At 61.9% G+C, this 21,442-nt stretch carries 18 protein-coding genes; 4 read left to right on the forward strand and 14 right to left on the reverse strand.

Going from position 1 to position 21,442, the window contains the following annotated elements:
* Positions 1-12: 12 nt before the first annotated feature.
* The 4 genes from KSS96_RS02895 to KSS96_RS02910 form a co-directional block, all read right to left on the reverse strand.
* Positions 13-2,535, reverse strand: coding sequence for a fimbria/pilus outer membrane usher protein (locus KSS96_RS02895; RefSeq protein WP_217855706.1), 2,523 nt, complete (start codon positions 2,533-2,535; stop codon positions 13-15).
* Positions 2,536-2,691: 156 nt separating this feature from the next.
* Positions 2,692-3,435 carry a fimbrial biogenesis chaperone gene (locus KSS96_RS02900; protein ID WP_032883364.1) on the reverse strand — a complete coding sequence of 248 codons (744 nt, stop codon included), beginning with the start codon at positions 3,433-3,435 and terminating at the stop codon, positions 2,692-2,694.
* 12 nt (positions 3,436-3,447) lie between these two features.
* On the reverse strand, positions 3,448-4,221 hold the full coding sequence (locus KSS96_RS02905; protein WP_065879525.1) for a fimbrial biogenesis chaperone: 774 nt from the start codon (positions 4,219-4,221) through the stop codon (positions 3,448-3,450).
* 32 nt (positions 4,222-4,253) lie between these two features.
* Positions 4,254-4,820, reverse strand: a complete 567-nt coding sequence (locus KSS96_RS02910; RefSeq protein WP_065879492.1) for a fimbrial protein — start codon at positions 4,818-4,820, stop codon at positions 4,254-4,256.
* A gap of 341 nt (positions 4,821-5,161) precedes the next feature.
* Between KSS96_RS02910 and KSS96_RS02915 the strand changes: the two genes are divergently transcribed.
* Positions 5,162-5,845, forward strand: coding sequence for a response regulator (locus KSS96_RS02915; protein WP_017526537.1), 684 nt, complete (start codon positions 5,162-5,164; stop codon positions 5,843-5,845).
* A gap of 7 nt (positions 5,846-5,852) precedes the next feature.
* Here KSS96_RS02915 and KSS96_RS02920 read toward each other — a convergent pair whose 3' ends face one another.
* From KSS96_RS02920 to KSS96_RS02965, 10 genes are all read right to left on the reverse strand, one after another.
* Positions 5,853-6,473: a TetR/AcrR family transcriptional regulator gene (locus KSS96_RS02920; RefSeq protein ID WP_065879491.1), complete on the reverse strand. Its 621-nt coding sequence runs from the start codon at positions 6,471-6,473 to the stop codon at positions 5,853-5,855.
* A gap of 27 nt (positions 6,474-6,500) precedes the next feature.
* Entirely contained in the window at positions 6,501-8,183 is a 1,683-nt protein-coding gene (phaC, locus tag KSS96_RS02925; RefSeq protein WP_217855708.1) for a class II poly(R)-hydroxyalkanoic acid synthase, read from the reverse strand.
* 87 nt (positions 8,184-8,270) lie between these two features.
* A complete protein-coding gene (gene phaZ / locus KSS96_RS02930) occupies positions 8,271-9,116 on the reverse strand; it encodes a poly(3-hydroxyalkanoate) depolymerase (RefSeq protein ID WP_017526534.1) in 846 nt (281 codons plus the stop codon).
* Between the two features lie 149 nt (positions 9,117-9,265).
* The gene (gene phaC / locus KSS96_RS02935) at positions 9,266-10,945 is read right to left on the reverse strand and encodes a class II poly(R)-hydroxyalkanoic acid synthase (protein ID WP_017526533.1); all 1,680 of its coding nucleotides are present in this window, start codon (positions 10,943-10,945) and stop codon (positions 9,266-9,268) included.
* A gap of 249 nt (positions 10,946-11,194) precedes the next feature.
* Entirely contained in the window at positions 11,195-11,572 is a 378-nt protein-coding gene (locus KSS96_RS02940) for a gamma-butyrobetaine hydroxylase family protein (RefSeq protein WP_017526532.1), read from the reverse strand.
* A gap of 68 nt (positions 11,573-11,640) precedes the next feature.
* Positions 11,641-12,978 carry an ATP-dependent protease ATPase subunit HslU gene (hslU, locus tag KSS96_RS02945; RefSeq protein WP_003171208.1) on the reverse strand — a complete coding sequence of 446 codons (1,338 nt, stop codon included), beginning with the start codon at positions 12,976-12,978 and terminating at the stop codon, positions 11,641-11,643.
* A 37-nt stretch (positions 12,979-13,015) separates the two neighbouring features.
* Positions 13,016-13,546: an ATP-dependent protease subunit HslV gene (gene hslV / locus KSS96_RS02950; protein WP_003171209.1), complete on the reverse strand. Its 531-nt coding sequence runs from the start codon at positions 13,544-13,546 to the stop codon at positions 13,016-13,018.
* 257 nt (positions 13,547-13,803) lie between these two features.
* Entirely contained in the window at positions 13,804-14,505 is a 702-nt protein-coding gene (locus KSS96_RS02955; RefSeq protein WP_217855710.1) for an SPOR domain-containing protein, read from the reverse strand.
* A 1-nt stretch (position 14,506) separates the two neighbouring features.
* Positions 14,507-16,243 (reverse strand): arginine--tRNA ligase, encoded by a 1,737-nt coding sequence (gene argS / locus KSS96_RS02960; RefSeq protein ID WP_217855712.1) that lies wholly within the window; start codon positions 16,241-16,243, stop codon positions 14,507-14,509.
* A gap of 186 nt (positions 16,244-16,429) precedes the next feature.
* Complete coding sequence (locus tag KSS96_RS02965) at positions 16,430-18,649, reverse strand: primosomal protein N' (RefSeq protein ID WP_017526529.1); 2,220 nt, start codon at positions 18,647-18,649, stop codon at positions 16,430-16,432.
* Positions 18,650-18,876: 227 nt separating this feature from the next.
* Between KSS96_RS02965 and rpmE the strand changes: the two genes are divergently transcribed.
* The 3 genes from rpmE (at position 18,877) to KSS96_RS02980 (ending at position 21,381) form a co-directional block, all read left to right on the forward strand.
* The gene (gene rpmE, locus KSS96_RS02970) at positions 18,877-19,110 is read left to right on the forward strand and encodes a 50S ribosomal protein L31 (protein WP_005784030.1); all 234 of its coding nucleotides are present in this window, start codon (positions 18,877-18,879) and stop codon (positions 19,108-19,110) included.
* Positions 19,111-19,124: 14 nt separating this feature from the next.
* Positions 19,125-19,931 carry a thermonuclease family protein gene (locus tag KSS96_RS02975; protein WP_065879488.1) on the forward strand — a complete coding sequence of 269 codons (807 nt, stop codon included), beginning with the start codon at positions 19,125-19,127 and terminating at the stop codon, positions 19,929-19,931.
* Positions 19,932-20,112: 181 nt separating this feature from the next.
* Entirely contained in the window at positions 20,113-21,381 is a 1,269-nt protein-coding gene (locus KSS96_RS02980; protein WP_049710409.1) for a malic enzyme-like NAD(P)-binding protein, read from the forward strand.
* The last annotated feature ends 61 nt before the right edge of the window (positions 21,382-21,442 follow it).

Here is a 21,442-nt window from a genome sequence, read left to right on the forward strand (position 1 = left end):
AAAATGAGTTTTTCAGACAGGGTTGGCGCCGGCTTCACAGGTGCCCGCGTTCAGGTGGCGTAACCGCTGGGTGTTATCGCTGGAAACTGGCGTGCCTGCGCCATAGGTCAACCGACACAGGGTTTGCGCACCCGCGCCCCACTTGACCGTCAGTTGCCCTTGCGGGCGGGACACGCGCACAAAGGCTTTGCCGCCCTGGCCAACAATCCCGACGCTGGCGCCATCCTCATCGAATACGTCCGAGCCGAACGGCAGCGCGCTGCCATCGTCGCGCCGTGCAGTAATCAACAGGGCCTGGCCGCTCACGGTCGCAAATTGCAGCTTCACCACCGCGCCGGCGCGGGGTGCCACGTTGTGCGACGCGGTCTTGAGTTCTATGTCGACGGCAAGGTCTTTGGGGTCCAACTCCACGACATTCTTGCGGTAGGGCGTGAGATGGGGCACTACGGCAAAGCCGCGCCGGCCAATCTGGGCGCCGTGGTTGCCATTGATGCGCGCGCCGACCGCACCCGGTGCCTGGACGATGCCAACCGTATCGCCCAGTTCGGGGGCGAACGTCACGCCGCCCGCATGGGCCACGATGCCGCCGGTCATGCCGAACGATGTCGAGCGATAGGCATTGCTCTGGCCGTAGCCGGCGGACAGCACGCCATGGCTGGTCTGGTATTTCATGTCGGCGCTGGTGGCGTTGCCGCTGCCGTCGGCCCGGCTGGCGTTCAAACCATAACTGAGTTCGCTGCGCTCACCCATGCTGCCGCCCAGGCTCACGCGCTCGCCACTGCTCTGGTCGCCCCGATAGACGGTGGTGGTCAGGGTCGGTGAACGCGCACCGCGGCCCAATGGCAGGCTGAATGACAGGTCAAACTGCTGGTCGACCCGTTCGCTGAGCAGGTCGCGGGTGCGCTGCACGCTGACGGTGTAATGCAGCTTTTGCCAATGGCTGCTGTAGCCGGCCGTGAAGGTCAGGTTGCCATTGGTGCGGTTCCAATAGTGCTGCGAGGAACCGGTCAAAAAAACCGAGCCGTTGCCCAGGCTCTGGTTGAGGCTGATGTCCATCCGGTCGCGCAGGCGCGAGACGCTGTCGCCTTTGAACCCGTCGATAGCCAGGTCGCGAACGCGGGCGGCGTCGCTCACGCTGAGGAAACCGGCGGTGGAGTAACGGTATGCACCGAGGGTAAAGTGGGTGCCTGTGTCGGCGAAGTTCTTGCTGTAGCGCACCTGTACGCTTCGCCCCTCGCGCGAGCCGTGGCCCGGCAGGCGAGCGTTGGAGCGGGTCAGGTCGAGCGACAGCGCACCCAGCGGGGTATTGAAGGCCGCGCCCAGCAACTGCGATTGGTAGTCGTCGCTGAGCACCGCGCCGGTGTAGCCGGTCAGCAGGTTGCTCAGGCCTTGTTGATACGTCGCCTGGGCCAGCGAAGGCGGGTGGCGCAGGCCGATCTCATCCAGCGTGCCGACACTGACTGAGTAGCGTTGATAGCCGGGGCGCAGCAGGTTGGCGTTGGCGGCAAACGGCACGATGAATTCACGGGTGCGGCCGTCGGCCTCGGTGATCGTCACGCTGAGGTCGCCGCCGTAACCGGTGGGGAACAGGTCATTGAGCACGAACGGGCCGGGCGCCACGGACACCTCGTCCAATAGCACCCCGCGCTGGCGCACGCTGACCCGTGCGTTGGTTTCGGCGATGCCGCGCACCACCGGGGCAAAGCCGGTCCGGGCGTCAGGCAACATCCGATCATCACTGGCCAGGCTGGTGCCGCGCAGGCGTACGCTGTCGAACAGTTCACCCGGCGTGTAGAGTTCGCCCACCGTCAGTTGGGCCTGCAATGCGCTGATTTCACGCTGCACATACGTGGCGCTGCGTTGGTAGCCGGAGGTCGTCTGGGTGCGGGTGTAGCTGCCGTTGTGGCGCCAATGCCAATCGCCGAGATTGAGCCCCGCATTCACGCCCAAGTAGCTGGAACTCAGCGAACGATCACCGGCCTGTGTGGCAAAGGTATTGGCGTTATAGCGCACAAAAGCGGCATTGATGCCGCTGTCCCAGTGCTGGGGGTCAACATAACCCCGTGGCTGACGTTTGAGGTAGATCTGCGGGACTTGCAGGTCCAGGCGGCTTTCGCCCGATTCAAACTGGCTGCTGGCGCCTGGCAAGTACGCGGCGATGTCAGCGCAGCTGGAAAGCGCGGAAGCTTGCACCGCCGCCAGATCAATCCCGAACCTGAGCAGCGCATCGCGCTCCAGGCACAATTGCGCCGACTTGTGGCCGGCGACGGCCGCAAAGGCCAATGTCTCGCGGCCGATCCACTGGCCGTTGAGGTAGACCTCGGTGCGATAGCTGCCGGGCAGCACCACATTGCCTTGGTTGAAGCGTGAAATATCAACCTGCAAGCCGGCGGCGCCATCCGGGAAGAACGCCGGGTTGAACTCGACATGCTCGGCGCAGTGGCCGCTCAGTGCGTGGGCGCTTCCCGCCAGCAACACGCCGCGCACCGAACGCTTGAACCGTTGGTGTCTCACCGATGCTGTCTTCAAACTCATGTTTAGCGTACTCAAACAGTGGTTGTGCAAATGTGGGCATGGGGAGCCCCTGCCCAAGCCAATGGGCATCAACCGAAGCGGTGCGAATCACCTGGCCGGCCTGCCGCGACAGGCCATGATTGGCGCCAGCCGGCTATGCCCTAAGGCCGTGCGCGGTCATGGCAATACCTCGGCGTTGTGGGAGACCGTTACGCCAAAGTCATCCAGGGTCTGGAACACCACGTTGGTCGTGCGGCCTGGAAAAGAGCTGAGCGTCGGCAGCTCGAAACGCCTGCGCCCGCCGGGCATCACCATGTTTTCGGGGCCCGACGCCGCCGATTTGCGGGGGTGACGCTGGCCCGAGACCTGCACGTCGATCTGTTCGAAGGTCAGGTGATAGGGCGTCGGATTAAAGACCTCCAGCGCTTGGCCGTGCTCACCCGAGACGCGTCGCCACTGCAGTTTTGCCGGCGCCGCCTCGACCGCGTAAGGCAAGTTGTGTGGGCGCAAAAACAGCTTGATACGAGTGCGGAAGGCCAACTGCAATTGATTGCTGTGCCGAGCGCCGTGGGGCTGTGAGGGCACCTCCAGCACGTTGAACCAGAACAGGCTTTCTTGCGCAGGCGCTAAGGCTTCACCTGTGTAGGCCAGGCGCACCACGTGTTGCTTGCCGGGTTCCATGCGAAAAATCGGCGGTGTGGCGACGAAGGGGATGTCGGTCAGCCCCGGGGTTGAATGCTCATCGCCGCGATCCAGCCAGACCTGGACCAATACCGGCACCTGGTTTTTGCTTTCCAGCCTGACCGTTACCTCTTTGTCGTTCTGGGGGTAAATAATCCGCGTGCTGTTGATGACAACACCGGCGTGTGCCGTGAGCGCGCTCATCAGCACAATGCTCGCCAGCACAGGTAAAACCGACATCGCCTGCATGGGTTATCCGCCGCTGTAGGTCAGGTCAGCCGAGTGCTGCACTCGGGCGCCAAAGTCGCTGACCGTGGTGAACTCCACCCTGGCCGCGTGGCTGGGGGGGTTGCGCAATTGGGGCAATACAAACCGCTTCACGTCGCCTGCCGGCAGCATCAGGCTGTCGTCGGCGGCCTGGTTCGGTGCCTTGCTGAACCGCTTGGCGCCGCTGACCAATACCACCGTGGCCAACGAAATATGGTACGGCGTGGGGTTGCTGGCCTGCAGGGCGAACCCGCGATCATGGGCCACCAGGCGCCACTGCAATTTTGAGGCGGCCGCCGTGACCGGATAAGGCAGCGACGCCGGCCGCAGGAACACCCGCAAACGCGTGCGAAACGACATTTCGAGCTGGTTGTTCTGCGCGGCATCGGCCGACAGCGGCGGCACCTCCAGCACGTTGAGCCAGAACAGCCGTTCGCGGTCGACGGGCAGCGGTTCGCCGGTATAGCGCAGGCGCAGTGCCTGCTGCTGGTTGGGCTCGATGCGAAACAAGGGCGGTGAAAGGGCGAACGGCGTCTGGGCGGTTGCCGGGGTGGAGTGTCGGTCACCGCTGTCGAGCCACGTCTGTACCAGCGTCGGGCGGTCTCCCTTGTTCTCCAGGCGCACAATCACCTCCTGCCGCTCGGCGGGGTAGATCACCCGAGTGCCATGCACAATCACGCCGGCCATGGCGGGCGGCGCAAACGCGGGCAGGCCTGCAACGGCACAGCAGGCAAGCACGAGGGCGGTGATTGTTTTCATCATGGTGATCGCTTCGCGCTCCTGGCGGCGCTCTACTCGGCGTACTCGACCATAAAGCCGACACGCGTCTTGACCGTGCCTTCGGTCGCGGCGCCACTGGCGAACATTTGTGCTGCCAGGGGGATGATGGCCTGGTTGTCGGCAATCACCACGCCATCGGATTTATCGGTGTAGACATTGATCGGGACGCCGTCGCGGCGCGTTATTTCAACTTGCACGTTCTTGGCGGTGGTGGTGTCGGCCGGGTCGTCGTGACCATCGATATTCAGGCGCCCGGTGGCTACATCGATGGCCGGGCTGGTGGGGTCGAAGGCAACCATGGCGGTGCGCCCATTGGTGCAACTGGCCTCGCCGGGCGCACCGATACGAATCGTGAAACCGGTCAGGTTGGAGCGACTGCCCGCGGTTGCCAGTCGCGAAGCGCTCACGCCGCCCAGGTTGACGTTTTTGACCACTGCGCGGGTGCCCGCCGTTGCACTTTCGATTGTGCAGGTCACATCGGAGACAAGCCCGGTGAAGTTGATCACACCGTCAGCGGCATTTGCCGCAGCACTCAAGGCAAGAACGGCCGCGGCGGTGGAGAGAGCGTAAAGGTTCATCGTATGTCCAGTTATTAAGTGAGGTGTAACTCGCCTCCGGTTAATGCGGCCTGGGTCTTGGCGATCGCATCTTTCTGGATTGGCGTTGAGGACAATTTGTATCAAAAGTTGAACGCGCTCTATAGAAAACCTACGAATAACCGTTCGTGATTGTTCGAAATCGTGTTGTTTTGTTTATTGATTTTGAAGTTGCGTTTCTGTGTGTAAGAAAACGACTCAGCTGTTTCCTTCAGTTATTACTGTAAGGCGCGGCATTAAATAACCTGCCTTAATATTGAAGCCGCTCAAGTGCTGAGCTATACCGGGCTCAGCGTGTTGTATTTACCGACGCAGGTGTTCAGATGCGTACTTCCACTGCGTATACCGTGATGTTGTTGGATGACCATGAAATGGTTCGCCAAGGCATTGAGCTGAGCCTGAGTAAAGAGTCCGATATCGAAGTGATCGGTTCCTTCGCCACGGCGCGAGACCTGCTGGAGGCGCTATCCCGGCGGTTGGCGGATGTGGTGGTCATGGACTTCGCCCTGGCGCCGTCGGACCTCGATGGCCTCAGCCTGATTAAAGCGCTGCACAGGCGCTTTAGCAGTTGCCGGCCGTTGGTGGTGTTTTCGCACTGCACGCCGGCCACCGTTTCATTGTCATTGAAGGCCGGGTGCTGGGGGATCCTGGGTAAAACGCAAAACCTGGCGGACCTGTTCACGGCTATTCGAACGGTTGCCCAGGGGCGTCTTTATCTACAGCCCAGTAGTGTATTGGCACTGCAAGACCTGCACGCGGGGCGTGATGTTGCAAATAAACAGGCGGACTTGGCGAGCGCTCTGCAACTCAGTAGCGGCCTCACGCCCAAGGAACAGGAAGTACTAAGGTGTTTTCTGGACGGGATGAGCGTCAATTCAATTGCCGCCAAGTTTTCGCGCAGCGCAAGTACGATCAGCACGCAAAAACAATCGGCTTATCGAAAGCTGGGTATTTCCAGCGACAGTGAACTGTTCAAGTTCACTCAGCAGTTCGGCAAGCCGGCATAACCGCCGGTCAAGTCGGATCGTCCAGATAACGCAGCGCCAGGCGTTGCGTTGCCTGGCGTGCGGGCGGCAACAGATGGGGCGCCACCAGCATCATGATCTGGTAGACCACCACCCGCACCTCGCCTTCGCGGTCGAGGATGCGCTGGTAGTCCAGGGAAAACAGCAAGGTCATGGTGATCTGTTCCACCAACTGCCCCAGCGCCTGGGTGTCGCTGACCAACTGCCCGGCCGCCTTCAGCCGCGCCAGCAATGACGCCAGGGTGCGCTTGAGCGCGGTGAGCAGGTGGCGAATGCCCTTGGCCAGTTTCGGCAGGCGCCCGGCCAGGTTGGACAGGTCCTGGAACAAAAACCGGTAATGGGCCAAACGTTCGACGATCAGGTGCAGGAACAGCCAGTAATCCTGGGCCTCCAGCTGTGCGTCCGCCGGTGGGTCGAGCAGCGGCGCCAGCTCGTTTTGAAAGCGCTCGAACAACCCAAGTACCAGCGGCTCCTTGCCATGGAAGTGGTAGTAGAGGTTGCCGGGGCTGATCCCCATTTCGTTGGCGACTTCCATGGTCGACACGTTCGGCTCGCCCTTTTGGTTGAACAACTGCAGGGCGCATTCAAGGATACGGTCGCGGGTCTTCATCCAGTCTTCTTAATGTGATCGTTGAGCTCAGCGCACACGCACGTAAGTGCCCGGCGCCGCTTCCATCGGTGGGTAATTCTGGTTGCCCAGGGCGGTAAGGGTTTCGCGTTGCACGCCCGAGCGCTGCTGGATCCAGTCCAGCCACTGCGGCCACCAGCTGCCTTCGACATGATTGGCGTCGTAGTACCAGGCGCGCGGGTCGCTGCTCAGCTTGGGGTTCTCGACGTAGTTGGCCTTGGGGTTGCCCGGCGGGTTGAGGATGCTCTGGATATGCCCGCTGTTGGACAGCACGAAGCGCCGGTCGCCCCCGAGCAATTGCGTGGAGCGGTACACCGCGTCCCACGGCGTTATGTGGTCGTTGATCCCGGCGACGCTGAAGCTGTCCACCGTGACTTTCTGCAAGTCGATGGGCGTGCCGCACACCTCCAGGCCGCCCGCGTGGGTCAGTGGGTTGTGCTTGAAGAAATCCAGCAGGTCGCCATGCAGCGCAGCGGGCAGGCGGGTGTTGTCGTTGTTCCAGTACAGGATGTCGAAGGCCGGCGGTTCCTTGCCCAGCAGGTAGTTGTTGATCCAGTAGTTCCAGATCAGGTCATTGGGGCGCATCCAGGCGAACACCTTGGCCATGTCGCGGCCGTCCAGCACGCCTTGCTGGTAGGAGCGGCGCTTGGCGGCTTCCAGGGTCTGCTCATCGGCGAACAGCATGGCCGGGCCGTCGATCTGGCTGTCGAGCAGGCTCACCAGGTAGCTGGCGCTGGAGACGCGTCGCAACTGACGCTTGGCTTGCAGGTGGCCTTGCAGGGCGGCGATGGTCAGGCCGCCGGCGCAGGCGCCCATCAGGTTGACCTCGCGGGCACCGGTGATCGCCCGGCACACGTTGAGTGCTTCCTCTAGCGCCGCCACATAAGTGGAAAGACCCCATTCGCGATGCCGCACGTCGGGGTTGCGCCAGCTGACCATGAACGTCTGCAAGCCATTCTTGAGCGCGTATTGCACAAAGCTGTTGGCCGGGCTCAGGTCGAAAATGTAGTACTTGTTGATCTGCGGCGGCACGATCAACAGCGGCCTGGCGTACTGTTTTTCGCTCATGGGCTTGTACTGGATCAGCTCCAGCAGCTCATTGCGAAACACCACCGAGCCTGGGGTGGTGGCGACGGTCTTGCCCACTTCGAATGCATGCTTGCTGATTTGGCGCGGCAGGCCATTGTTGTGCAGCAGGTCGTCGAACAGGTTGCTCACACCGCGCACCACGCTGTTGCCGCCGGAGTTGAGCAGTTCCTTGATCGCCAGCGGGTTGAGCAGGGTATTGGAGGGCGACACCGCGTCATTGATCAGGGCCAAGGCAAAGTGCGCGCGGGCCTGGTCGTCGGCGCTCAGGGCGCTGTCATCGATCCAGTGGCGAGTCTGTTTCTGCCAGCTCAGATAGGCTTGCAGGCTGCGCCGGTAGAAGGGGTTGAGCGTCCAGGTGGGGTCGACGAAGCGGCTGTCGCGCGGGTTGGGTTCATGCACCGTCTCCCCGAGCAGCACGCGACCCAATTGGCCACCCAGGGCCAGGGCGTGACGGGCGGTATGCACCGGGTTGCGCAGGCCGTGAGCGGCAACGTTACGCAGCGTGGACAGCAAATCCCGGCCGCGCAGGCCGGTGATTGCGTTTTGCGCATTGATAAACGCGGCAGGGGTGGGCGCCGGGTTCGTCACGGGTCTTTCTCGCATGAGCCAACACTCCTTCGTCAAACCATCAACAGGCACGCCAATTCAGAACCATAGCCGGTTCCCGGCAAGTTGCGCGGCGGTGTGGTCCTACACCGCGGGTCTTGGGTGAATCACGGCGCGCAGGCGCTCCTCCTCCAGAAACTTCATGATGATCGGTGCCACGGCCTCGGCCCGGGTGATCAGGAACAGATGCCCGTCATCGATGATGTGCAACTGTGCGTTGGGAATGCGCCAGGCGAGCATGCGCATGTTGACCAGCGGGATCAGCGGGTCGTCGTCCCCCGCCAGTACCAGGGTTGGCTGGCGGATCTTGTGCAGCCAGTGGATGCTGGTCCAGCCCAGCCCGGCGAACAGCTGCCAGTAATAGCCGAGCTTGCCGGCCGAGCGCACTTTGCTGGCATGCTCGGCGGCCAGCTTGGAATCGCGGCGGAATGAGCCGCCATAAATCATCGGCGCGATGCGCACCACGTGGGACGGCTGGATGTAGCGGCGTGGGCTGGCCATCAGCCACAGCACCTTGGGCTTGCCCGGCACCATAAAGGCGCCGGCCGCGGTGGCGGCCAGAATCAACTTCTTGCAGCGCTCCGGGTAGTCATAGGCAAACTGCTGCGCCAGCGCCCCGCCCCAGGACACCCCAACCGCATTCACCTGGCCATAATCCAGGTAATCGAGCATGCGCGCGGTGAGTTTGGCCAGGCCGGGAAAGCGGTAGGGCCGCTTGGGCGTGGACGAACCGCCCACGCCCGGTACATCGAAGGCGATCACTTCCAGGTCCGGGTCCAGCGCCTGTACAAACGGAAACACCAGCTCAAGGTTGGCGCCGATGCCGTTGAAAATCAGCAGCGGCGTCAAGTGAGGCTTGCCTGGGCGTACCGCCGTGCGGATGGTCTGGCCATCCAGGTCGATGGTACGGAAGATGAACGGTTGCGGCATGCTCAAGCCCTGTGAAGTGTTACAGCCGGAGTGCGGGCCAAATGGGGGAGGGGGCTTGCTCCCGATTGCAATTGCTCAGCCAATGGATCAGCTGACTGACACACCGCTATCGGGAGCAAGCCCCCTCCCACATTTGATCCCATTTCAATCTAGCGCTCGTGTACATAGGTTCCAGGTGCCGCTTCGGCTGCGACGTACGTTTTATTGCCTAATGACGTCGGCGCCTTCTTCAGCTTGCCCGCCCGTTCCGCCTGCCAGGCCTGCCAATGCAGCCACCACGAATCCGTGTGCTTGGTCGCGTTTTCTTGCCATTCCAGCGGCTTGCCCGCCAGGCTGTCGCTGGTCTGATAGCGTGCCTTGGGGTTGCCGGGCGGGTTGAGGATGCTCTGGATATGCCCGCTGCTGGACAGCACGAACTCCACCTTGCCGCCAAACAGCTGCGCCGACTTGTAGCAAGACTGCCACGGCGTGATGTGGTCGTTGGTACCGGCCAGTGAATAGATATCGGCAGTCACTTGCTTGAGGTCGATGGGGGTGCCGCACACTTCCAGCGCGTTGGGGCGCACCAGCGGGTTGTTCTTGAACAGCTCGATCAGGTCACCGTGGAACGCCGCGGGCAAGCGCGTGGTGTCGTTGTTCCAGAACAGGATGTCGAACACCGGCGGCTCGTTGCCCAGCAGGTAGTTGTTGACCCAGTAATTCCAGATCAGGTCGTTGGGGCGCATCCAGGCGAACACTTTGGCCATGTCGCGGCCTTCCAGCACGCCGGCCTGGTAGGAGTGGCGCTTGGCTGCTTCCAGGGTTTGCTCGTCGACGAACAAGGCCACCTGAGTGTCCAGGGTGGTGTCGAGCACGCTGACCAGCAGGGTCAGGGCGTTGACCTTTTTCTCCCCCAGCGCGGCGTAGTGACCGAGCAGGGCCGTGCAGGTGATGCCGCCGGAGCAGGCGCCGAGCATGTTGATGTCTTTGCTGCCGGTGATCGCCGTGACCACATCCACCGCTTCCTTGAGCGCCTCGATATAGGTCGACAGGCCCCATTCACGCTGGGCCTTGGTCGGGTTGCGCCAGCTGACGATAAACGTCTGCTGCCCATTGCGCAGGCAGAAGCGCGCCAGGCTTTTATCCGGGCTCAGGTCGAACACATAGAATTTGTTGATTTGCGGCGGCACCACCAGCAGCGGGCGCTCGTGCACCTGCTCGGTGATCGGCTTGTACTGGATCAGCTCCAGCACGTCATTGCGAAACACCACAGCGCCTTCGGTGGTGCCCAGCGATTTACCGACTTCAAAGGCGCCCATATTGACCTGGCTCGGCATGCCGCCGTTGTGCACCATGTCTTTGGCCAGGTGCGACAGACCGTCGAGCAGGCTCTTGCCGCCGGTTTCGAAGAAGCGTTTGACCGCCGCCGGGTTGGCCGCGCTGTTGGTCGGTGCCATGGCTTCGGTCATCAGGTTGATCACGAAGTGGCCGCGGCTGATGTCCTGTGCGGGAAGGTTACTGTCACCGATCCAGTCGTGCAGTTCCTTGCGCCACGCCAGGTAGGTTTGCAGGTAGCGTTTGTAGAGCGGGTTCTGGCTCCAGGCCGGGTCGTGAAAGCGACGGTCGTCGCTCTCGGGCACCAGCGCGGATTTGCCGAACATCACATTCTTGAGTTCCACACCAAAGTGGGCGACGTGTTTGACGCTGTGCAACGGTTGCTTGATGGCTTGGGTCAGCACCATCTTCGCCGAGGCCAATAAATCCTTTTTGCGTAACGCGATGATCGGGTTCAGCCCCAGGGTGTTTTCCGAGGCCTGGCGTTTCAAGTCATCGTTGTTCTTGTTACTCATCTACGACGCTCCATTGTCCGAAAGACGAGTACCGGGTACCGCTGCGTACGAAGTTTCGATACACAACACAAGCCTGGTACTGCGACTCGGGTGACCGTTGATACCGCATCGTCAAATGCAGGGAACTTGCCAGTTCCATTGGTTACCCGAGTTTAATTTTTTTCGCAAGCGGGCCAATCGTTGGCCACGAGACAGGGCATTCAAGCAGATGAAATTAGAAAATGCCCTCTAAAGAGCAAGAAGCCTGGGCTAGAGCATCAGCCGCACGACCGACTGACTCGGGTCGCGGGTTTTTCCGGCAGCCTTGAGCTCGGCGAGATAATCGGCCCACAGCGCGTCCTGACGCACGGCCAATTGGTAGAGGTAGTCCCACGTGAACAGCCCGCTGTCATGCCCATCGTCGAAGGTCAATTTCAGTGCGTACTGACCGGCCGGTTCCAGCTTGATCAACCTGACGTTGAGCTTGCCGTATTGCAGAATGGGTTTGCCGTGGCCCTGGACCTCGGCGGAAGGGGAGTGCACTCGCAGGAATTCGGCGGGCAGTTGATAGGTTTCATCCGGCCCGTAAGTGAGGCTGAGGGTGTTGGAGGTTTTGTGCAGGTTTACGGCAGTCGGAAATTTGGACATTGGAGATAACCCTGAAATGTGGGAGCAAGCCCCCTCCCACATTGAAGCAAAGCAGTTCGGTGTGCGGCTTACAGGATATACCGCGACAAATCTTCGTTCTGCGCCAATTCGCCCAAGTGGCTGTTGACGTAGTCAGCGTCGATCTTGATCGCCTCGCCATTCTGCGCACCAGCCATGTCGCCTGCGCTGAAGGACACTTCCTCAAGCAGGCGCTCAAGCAGTGTGTGCAGGCGACGGGCACCGATGTTCTCGGTCTTTTCATTGACCTGCCAGGCGATCTCCGCCAGGCGCTTGATGCCGTCGGCCTGGAACTCGATGCCCAGCCCTTCGGTTTTCAGCAGTTCGCGGTATTGCTCGGTCAGCGAGGCATGCGGTTCGCTGAGGATGCGTTCGAAGTCGCCCGGGGTCAGGGCCTTGAGCTCCACGCGGATCGGCAGGCGGCCTTGCAACTCCGGCACCAGGTCGCTTGGCTTGCTCAGGTGGAACGCGCCGGAGGCGATGAACAGGATGTGGTCGGTCTTGACCATGCCCAGCTTGGTGTTGACGGTGCAGCCTTCGATCAGCGGCAGCAGGTCACGCTGCACGCCTTCGCGGGACACGTCGACGCCGCCGGAATTGCCGCGCTTGGCCACCTTGTCGATCTCATCGATAAACACGATGCCATGTTGTTCGACCGCTTCGAGGGCCTTGGCCTTGAGCTCTTCCTCGTTCACCAGGCGCCCGGCTTCTTCATCGCGCACCAGCTTGAGCGCCTCTTTCACCTTGAGCTTGCGGCTTTTCTTCTTGCCCTTGCCCATGTTGGCGAACAGGTTCTGCAACTGGCTGGTCATTTCTTCCATGCCAGGCGGTGCGGAGATGTCCACGCCAGACACTTCGGCAACTTCGATCTCGATTTCCTTGTCATCCAACTGGCCTTCGCGCAGGCGCTTGCGGAACAGTTGGCGGGTGTTGGAATCCGACGACGGCGCGGCATCTTCGTTGAAGCCCATGCGCGCCGGTGGCAGCAGGGCATCGAGGATGCGCTCTTCGGCGGCGTCTTCGGCGCGGTGGCTGACCTTGGTCACTTCCTGTTCGCGCAGCATCTTCAGGGCGGCGTCGGCCAGATCACGGATGATCGACTCGACGTCCCGGCCCACATAGCCGACTTCGGTGAACTTGGTCGCTTCGACCTTGATGAACGGTGCATTGGCCAGTTTGGCCAGGCGCCGGGCAATCTCGGTTTTACCGACACCGGTCGGGCCGATCATCAGGATGTTCTTGGGCGTCACTTCAACGCGCAGTTCTTCGGGCAGTTGCATCCGGCGCCAGCGGTTACGCAGGGCGATGGCAACGGCGCGCTTGGCATCGTCCTGGCCGATGATATGGCGGTTAAGTTCGTGGACGATTTCGCGGGGAGTCATGGACATAGTGTTTGGCGGCCTCAAGCAGGAATAAGCCTACGGCTTACTCGGCGAGGTCCTGCTCCTCAATGGTCTGGTTGTGGTTGGTGAACACGCAGATATCGCCGGCGATGCCCAGGGCGGTCTCGACGATTTCCCGGGCCGACAGGTCGGTTTTCTTCAGCAGTGCGCTGGCCGCGGCCTGGGCGTAACCACCGCCGGAACCCATGGCGATCAGGCCATGTTCAGGCTCAACCACATCGCCATTGCCGGTGATGATCAAGGACGCGTCTTTGTTGGCCACGGCCAGCATGGCTTCCAGGCGGCTGAGGGAGCGGTCGGTGCGCCACTCTTTGGCGAGTTCGACGGCAGCGCGCACGAGGTGGCCCTGATGTTTTTCAAGCTGGCCTTCGAAACGCTCAAAAAGGGTAAAGGCATCGGCGGTGGCGCCCGCGAAGCCGGCGAGTACCTGACCGTGGTACAGGCGACGCACTTTTTTCGCGTTGCCTTTCATCACGGTATTACCCAGGGAAACCTGGCCGTCGCCGCCCATGACGACTTTGCCGTGGCGACGTACTGAAACGATGGTGGTCAAGGGGAGAGTCTCCACGCAGCGGGGCGAAAATGCCCTGATGGAAACTCATATGGGGGTGGTGGGGGTGATTTCAACCTTGAGTGCTTAGTGCGGACGAATGGTGTCTATTGGTCTGACACCCTTTCGAGAACACCGAGAAGCCAATTTGGGAGGGGGCTTGCTCCCGATAGCGGTGTGTCAGTCACCAGATTCATCGACTGACAGCCCGCCATCGAGGGCAAGCCCCCTCCCACATTTTGATCCATGTTGAGCCTGAATCAGCGGCTCTGGCGTTGTTGTAACAACAGGTTGCTAAACCCTGCTCCAGCCAATTGTTTCTGCGCCACGGTCAGTTGTTCACGGTTGCTGAACGGCCCCACCAGCACGCGATACCACGTCGCGTCCTTCACGGTGCCAGACTCCACCGTCACCGACTGGCCCAGCAGGATGATCTGCGCGCGTACACGGTCCGCATCCGCCTGCTTGGGGAACGAACCCGCCTGCAGGAAGAACTTGGTCACCGGCGCCGCCTTGGTTTCGGCAACCGGCGGAGCAGGTGGCGGGGTGATGCCGGCCAGTGCCGCCTGGGCGCGTGCGGTGTCGATTTTCGCCGCTTCCGCCGGCGTCACCGGGGTGGTCGGCACCTGCGGAAGCGGCAGGGTTTTCTCCGGCACGGCGTCAGGTGGCACGATCACTTCCGATTCTGGCAGCAGCGTGTAGAAGTCGTATTTGGGCTTCACTGGTGCGGTCGGGCTCGGCGCGGTCTTGTTGGCTTCGGCGATTTTGGTGGCCTTCTGCTGTTCCTGCTTGACCCGTTTGACGTCATCGCCCTGGCCCGGATCCAGCTTCATCAGGAACACCACAAACGCGCCGACCGAGAGGCCGATGGCCATCCACAACCAGCCTGGGATCGGCTTTTTCGCCGGGGCCTGGTAGCGGCTGGCGCCGCGCTTGGGTGCAGGTTTTTTCTTGGCAGCCAACTTACATACGCTCCAGAGTTTCCAGGCCCAACAGTTCCAGGCCTTGCTTGAGGGTCCGTCCAGCCAGTGCGGCGAGGCGCAGGCGACTTTGCTTCTGGGCTTCGTCGTCGGCGCTGAGGATCGGGCAGTTCTCGTAGAAACTGGAGAACAGGCCGGCCACTTCATACAGGTAGCTGCACAGGATGTGCGGCGTGCCTTTCTCGCCGACGCTGTTCAACACTTCGCCAAATTGCGCCAGTTTCGCCGCCAGTTCCAGTTCATGGGGCGCGTCCAGCATGATCCGGCCTTCGACTTCGTTGAAGTCCTTGCCCAGCTTGCGGAACACACCGGCCACGCGGGTGTAGGCGTAGAGCAGGTACGGCGCGGTATTGCCTTCGAAGTTGAGCATCAGTTCGAAGTTGAAGCTGTAGTCGCTGGTGCGGTGCTTGGACAGGTCGGCATATTTGACCGCGCCGATGCCCACCACGCGGGCGATGTTGCGCAGGTCGGCCTCGGCCAGTTCCGGGTTCTTTTCCTTGACCAGGCTGTAGGCGCGATCCTGGGCTTCGTTGAGCAGGTCGATCAGCTTGACGGTGCCCCCATCGCGGGTCTTGAACGGGCGGCCATCGGCGCCGTTCATGGTGCCGAAGCCCATGTGTTCCATGTGCATCGGGTGGGTGACGAAGCCCGCGCGACGCGCCACTTCGAACACCTGCTGGAAGTGCAGGGCCTGGCGTTGGTCGACGAAGTACAACGCACGGTCAGCCTTGAGCACGCCGCTGCGATAGCGCACGGCGGCCAGGTCGGTGGTGGCATAGAGGTAACCGCCATCGGCCTTGACGATGATCACCGGCAACGGCTCGCCGTCGGCGGTCTTGAATTCTTCAAGGAACACGCACTGCGCGCCGTTGCTCTCCACCAACAGGCCCTTGGCCTTGAGGTCGTTGACCACATTGATCAGGTCGTCGTTGTAGGCGCTTTCGCCCATCACGTCGGCCATGGTCAATTTGACGTTGAGCAGTTCGTAGATTTCCTGGCAGTGGGACAGGGAAATCTCACGGAAGCGGTTCCACAGCTCCAGGCATTCGGCGTCGCCGGCCTGCAGCTTGACCACCAGGCCACGGGCGCGGTCGGCGAATTCTTCGGATTCGTCAAAGCGCTTCTTGGCGGCGCGGTAGAAGTTCTCCAGGTCCGACAGCTCATTGCTGGTGATGGGGTTCTCTTGCAGGTACGCCATCAGCATGCCGAACTGGGTGCCCCAGTCGCCCACATGGTTCTGACGGATCACGTTGTCGCCGAGAAACTCCAGCACCCGCGCCACGCCGTCGCCAATGATGGTGGAGCGCAGGTGGCCCACGTGCATCTCTTTGGCCAGGTTCGGTGCCGACAGGTCGACGACCACGCGCTGGTTGGCGCCGGCCTTGCGGGCGCCTATTTTTGCGTCAGCCAGCGCGGCGTCCAGGCGCGAGGCCAGGGCCTGGGTGTTCTGGAAGAAGTTGATAAAGCCGGGGCCGGCGATTTCGGCCTTGGTGACACTCTCGTCGACCGGCAGCGCGGCGATGATTTTTTCCGCCAGGTCGCGCGGTTTCATGCCGGCGGGCTTGGACAGCATCATCGCAATGTTGCTGGCGAAGTCACCGTGGGTCTTGTCGCGGGTGTTTTCCACCTGGATCGCCGGCGTCAGGCCTTCAGGCAACACACCTTCGTTGACGAGTTGGGTGAGGGCTTGTTGGATCAGCTGGCGAATGGTGTCTTTCATGGTGTTCTCTTTCGACCGCAAGCGGCGGCGCGCGATGCGCAGGTGGAAAAACTGGGCATTATCCGTGGCGAGGGCGGGCTTGCCAACCGTTCAGACCAGATGGCGGACCTGCGGGCCTCATCGCGGGCACGCCCGCTCCCGCATTTAACGGTGTTCACCTTTCAAAATGTGGGAGTTGGCTTGCTACTAATACAAATCTACCGGGTCCACATCCAACGACCATCGCACCTGCCGCCCGCTGGGTATTTGCTCCAGAGCAAGTAACCAGCTACTTAATAAGCGATGCAGTGGCGCGCGCGAGGTGGCTTGTAACAGTAGCTGAGCGCGATAACGTCCCGCGCGGCGTTCCATGGGCGCGGGCACCGGGCCGAGCAGTTCGATGCCGCTCAGGCCCAGTTCGCCTAGCAACCGCTCGGCGGCACTGCACGCCTCGTCCAGGAAACCTTCGGCCTGCCCCGGCTTGTGCGCCTCGGCGCGCAGCAAGGCCAGGTGGGCAAACGGCGGCAGGCCGGCGGAGCGGCGTTCGCTCAGGGCCTGTTCGGCGAAGGCAAAATAACCTTGTTCGGTCAGTTGAATCAGCAGCGGGTGGTCGGCCAGGTGCGTCTGGATAATCACTTTGCCCGGCTCTTCGGCACGCCCGGCGCGCCCGGCCACTTGCACGATCAACTGCGCCATGCGCTCGCTGGCGCGGAAGTCGCCGGAGAACAGGCCGCCGTCGGCGTCCAGGATCGACACCAGGGTCACCCGGGGAAAGTGGTGCCCCTTGGCGAGCATCTGCGTGCCCACCAGGATGCATGGCTGGCCCTTCTGGATGGTCGCGAACAGTTGGTTCATCGCATCTTTGCGCGAGGTGCTGTCGCGGTCGACCCGCAGCACGGGGTAGTCCGGGAACAGAATGCCCAGGCGCTCTTCGGCGCGCTCGGTGCCCGCGCCAACCGGGCGCAGGTCGACCTTGCCGCACTGCGGGCAGTGGCGGGGCACGCGCTCCACATGGCCGCAGTGATGGCAGCGCAACTCGCCGTAGCGCTGGTGCACGGTCATGCGCGCATCGCAGCGCTCGCATTCGGACATCCAGCCGCAGTCATGGCACAGCAGCGTCGGCGCAAAGCCGCGGCGGTTAAGAAACACCAGGACTTGCTGGCCGGCGGCGAGGGTTTGGCCTATTGCTTGCTGCATCGGCCCGGAAATACCGCTGTCCAGCGGGCGGCTTTTTACGTCCAGGCGCAGGAAGCGCGGTTGTTTGGCGCCGCCGGCGCGTTCATTCAGGCGTAGGAGTCCGTAACGGCCGGTGTAGGCGTTGTGCAGGCTCTCCAGGGACGGCGTGGCCGAACCGAGCACGATCGGGATGTCTTCCTGGCGGGCGCGCACCAGCGCCAGGTCGCGGGCGTGGTAGCGCAGGCCTTCCTGCTGCTTATAGGAGCCGTCGTGTTCTTCGTCGATGATGATCAGCCCGGGGTTCTTCATTGGCGTGAACAGCGCCGAACGCGTGCCGATAATAATGTCGGCCTCGCCATCCCGTGCCGCCAGCCATGACTCCAGGCGCTCACGGTCGTTGACCGCCGAGTGCACCAGGGCGATGCGGGCATTGAAGCGTTGCTCGAAACGCGCCAGGGTCTGCGGGCCGAGGTTGATCTCAGGGATCAGTACCAGCGCCTGTTTGCCGGCTTGCAGGGTTTCGCGGATCAACTGCAAATAGACTTCGGTCTTGCCACTGCCGGTGACGCCGGCCAGCAGGAACGCATGGAAACTGTCGAAACCTGCGCGAATCGCCTCGTAAGCGGCGCGTTGCTCGGGGTTCAGCGGCAGTTCCGGCTGGGCCAGCCAATGTTCGTGGCGTGGGTCAGGGGCGTGTTTGCGGATTTCGACCTGTACCAAGCCTTTGGCCAGCAACAGGTCGAGGCTGTCTTTGCTCAGCATCAGCTTGCTTAAAAGCTGATGGGCCACGCCGTGAGGGTGCTGGGCCAGTGTCGCCAGGGCTTCGCGTTGACGCGGCGCGCGTGCGATGCGCGGGTCATCGAGGCGTGCGCCGGGGGCCATCGACCAGAAGCGCTCCTGACGCGCCTCGGCCAGTTCGCCCTGCCGCAACAGCACTGGCAACGCCCAGCTCAGGGTGTCGCCCAGGCTGTGCTGGTAATACTGGGCTGTCCACAGGCACAGCTTGAACAGCGCGTGCGGCAGTGGCGCCGTGGCATCAAGGATCGCCAGGGCGGGCTTGAGCTTTTCGGCGGGCACTTCGCTGTGATCGGCGATTTCGATCAGGATGCCGATCATCTCCCGGCGGCCAAACGGCACGCGTACGCGCATGCCCGGCTGCAACTGCGCCCGCAGCACGCCGGCCGGGGCTCGATAGTCGAACAGGCGGCGCAGGGGCGAGGGCAGGGCTAGGCGCAAAATGGCGTCGGGCACGCGGGGAGTCTCATATAAAGGCGGGTGACGGTGCAGGGGCGCGAGCCTAGCAGACGAGGGGGGTGTTGGGTATGCCATGGTTTTCTGATGAAAGGTGCTTTTATGTTGACAGGCGATAGGTGCCGCAGCTTGCGCGTTTAAAAAGGTCTGGTAGAATCCGCGGCCTAATTACGTGCGGTATTCGACAATAGTGTCGAGTGGCGGCACGCTAGCCCGAGGAAGTCACCATGAAAGCCGATATCCATCCAGCGTACGAAACCATCGAAGTTACCTGCAGCTGCGGCAACAAGTTCGAAACCCGTTCGAACCTGTGCAAGCCACTGGGTACTGACGTATGCAACGAGTGCCACCCGTTCTACACCGGTAAGCAGAAGACCCTGGACACCGGCGGCCGCGTACAGCGCTTCGCAGATCGCTTTGGTGCTTTCGGCAAGAAGCCTGCTGCTACTCCAGCAGAGTAAGGCTCAAAAGCCTTATGGGCTTTTGCCAGCTGTTGAAAAAGGCGTCCCTCGCGGGCGCCTTTTTTGTGCCTGGGATTTGGCAGCAGGCCGCCCAGGCCGAGGTGTTTTGCCCTGCGCCGGCGTCTGTGGTCCGGGTTGAAGTACAGCGCGTGGTCGATGGCGACACCGTGCGCCTCAAGGATGGCCGCAGCGTGCGCATGATCGGCGTCAACGCCCCGGAAACCGCTAAAAAGGGGCGTGGCGACGAGCCTTATGCGGTCGCTGCCCGCCAGCGTTTGCAGGCGTTGGTGGCGGCCAGTGACGGTCGCGTCGGCTTGGTGCCGGGGCGCGAGCGAAAAGACCGCTACGGACGTACCCTGGCCCACCTTTACGGTGCCGATGGCGAAAACCTCGAGGCGCGCTTGCTCGCCGAAGGCTTGGGGTTTCAAGTGGGGGTCGCGCCCAATGTTGACCTCGTCGCTTGCCAGCAGGCGGCGGAAAACAGCGCCCGCCAGGCCGGGTTGGGGCTCTGGCGGCAATCGCCGGTGCAATCGGTGAGCGACCTCAGGCAATCCGGTTTTGCGCTGGTCAGCGGCCGGGTGAGCAAGATCGAGCGCAATCGCGGCGGCATCTGGATTCAATTGCAGGGCTCACTGGTATTGCGCGTGGCGCCCGATCTTGCCCGCCAGTTCGACAGTGGCTTGCTCAATGGTCTGCAAGGCAAGACAATCGAGGCGCGCGGTTGGGTGCAGGATCGCTCCAGGCAGGGGCGCCTGAAAAACGGTCAAGCGCGTTGGCTGCTGCCGCTGACCGATCCCGGTATGCTCAAATCGACAGATTAATAAAAAATTGTAGACATTTTTTTATTCAATTGTGAACAGTTGAGCCCTTGTATCCCGTGGCCTTAGACCAAAGTACGGCGCTTTGGGGCCTTGACACCTGTGACTGCCCAGTCTTGTAGGGGCTTTACGACACGAGTATCCTCGGCGGTCCGTCGACCAACAGTAAAAGCGGAATGCCGATATGTCTGATTTGAAAACTGCCGCTCTCGAATATCATGCCCATCCTCGTCCAGGAAAGCTGAGTGTAGAGCTCACCAAGGCCACCGCTACCGCCCGCGACCTGTCGCTGGCCTACAGCCCCGGCGTGGCCGAGCCCGTACGTGAAATCGCCCGTGACCCTGAGCTGGCGTACAAGTACACCGGCAAGGGCAACCTGGTTGCAGTGATTTCCGATGGCACCGCGATTCTCGGCCTGGGAAACCTCGGCCCATTGGCATCCAAGCCAGTCATGGAAGGTAAGGGCGTGCTGTTCAAGCGCTTCGCCGGCATTGACGTATTCGACATCGAAGTCGACTCCGAAAGCCCGCAGGCCTTCATCGATACCGTCAAGCGCATCTCCATCACCTTCGGTGGCATCAACCTGGAAGACATCAAGGCACCTGAGTGCTTCGAAATCGAAAAGGCCCTGATCGAGCAATGTGACATTCCGGTATTCCACGATGACCAGCACGGCACCGCGATCGTTACCGCGGCCGGCATGATCAACGCCCTGGAAATCGCCGGCAAAACCCTGGCTGATGCCAAGATCGTCTGCCTGGGCGCCGGCGCTGCGGCTATCTCCTGCATGAAGCTGATCGTGAGCATGGGTGCCAAGCTGGAAAACATCTACATGGTCGACAGCAAGGGCGTGATCCAGTCCGAGCGTACCGACCTGAACCAGTACAAGGCGATGTTTGCCCACCCGTCCTCCAAGCGCACCCTGGCTGACGCCCTCGACGGCGCCGATGTGTTCGTCGGCCTGTCCGGCCCGAACCTGCTGAGCGCTGAAGGCCTGAAGTCCATGGCGGCCAACCCGATCGTGTTCGCCTGCTCCAACCCAGACCCAGAGATCTCGCCGGAGCTGGCCCACGCCACTCGTAACGATGTGATCATGGCCACCGGTCGTTCGGACTACCCGAACCAGGTCAACAACGTACTGGGCTTCCCGTTCATCTTCCGTGGTGCCCTGGACGTTCGCGCCAAGCGCATCAACGAAGAGATGAAAGTCGCGGCCGCCAATGCCCTGCGTGAACTGGCCAAGCTGCCGGTACCTCAGGATGTATGCGACGCCTACGGTGGCGCCAAACTGGAATTCGGCCGTGAGTACATCATTCCGAAGCCAATGGACAAGCGCCTGATCACCCTGATCTCCGATGCCGTGGCCAAAGCCGCAATCGAGACTGGTGTGGCCACCCTGCCGTATCCGAAGAACTACCCGCTGCAAAGCGTGGATGATGTGTTCAACGGCTAAGCCGTTGTAGCGCACCCACAAAAAAGCCCCGGCTCTTGCGAGTCGGGGCTTTTTTGTGGGC

It is taken from the genome of Pseudomonas asgharzadehiana (genome assembly GCF_019139815.1).
In the GTDB taxonomy this organism is placed as follows: domain Bacteria; phylum Pseudomonadota; class Gammaproteobacteria; order Pseudomonadales; family Pseudomonadaceae; genus Aquipseudomonas; species Aquipseudomonas asgharzadehiana.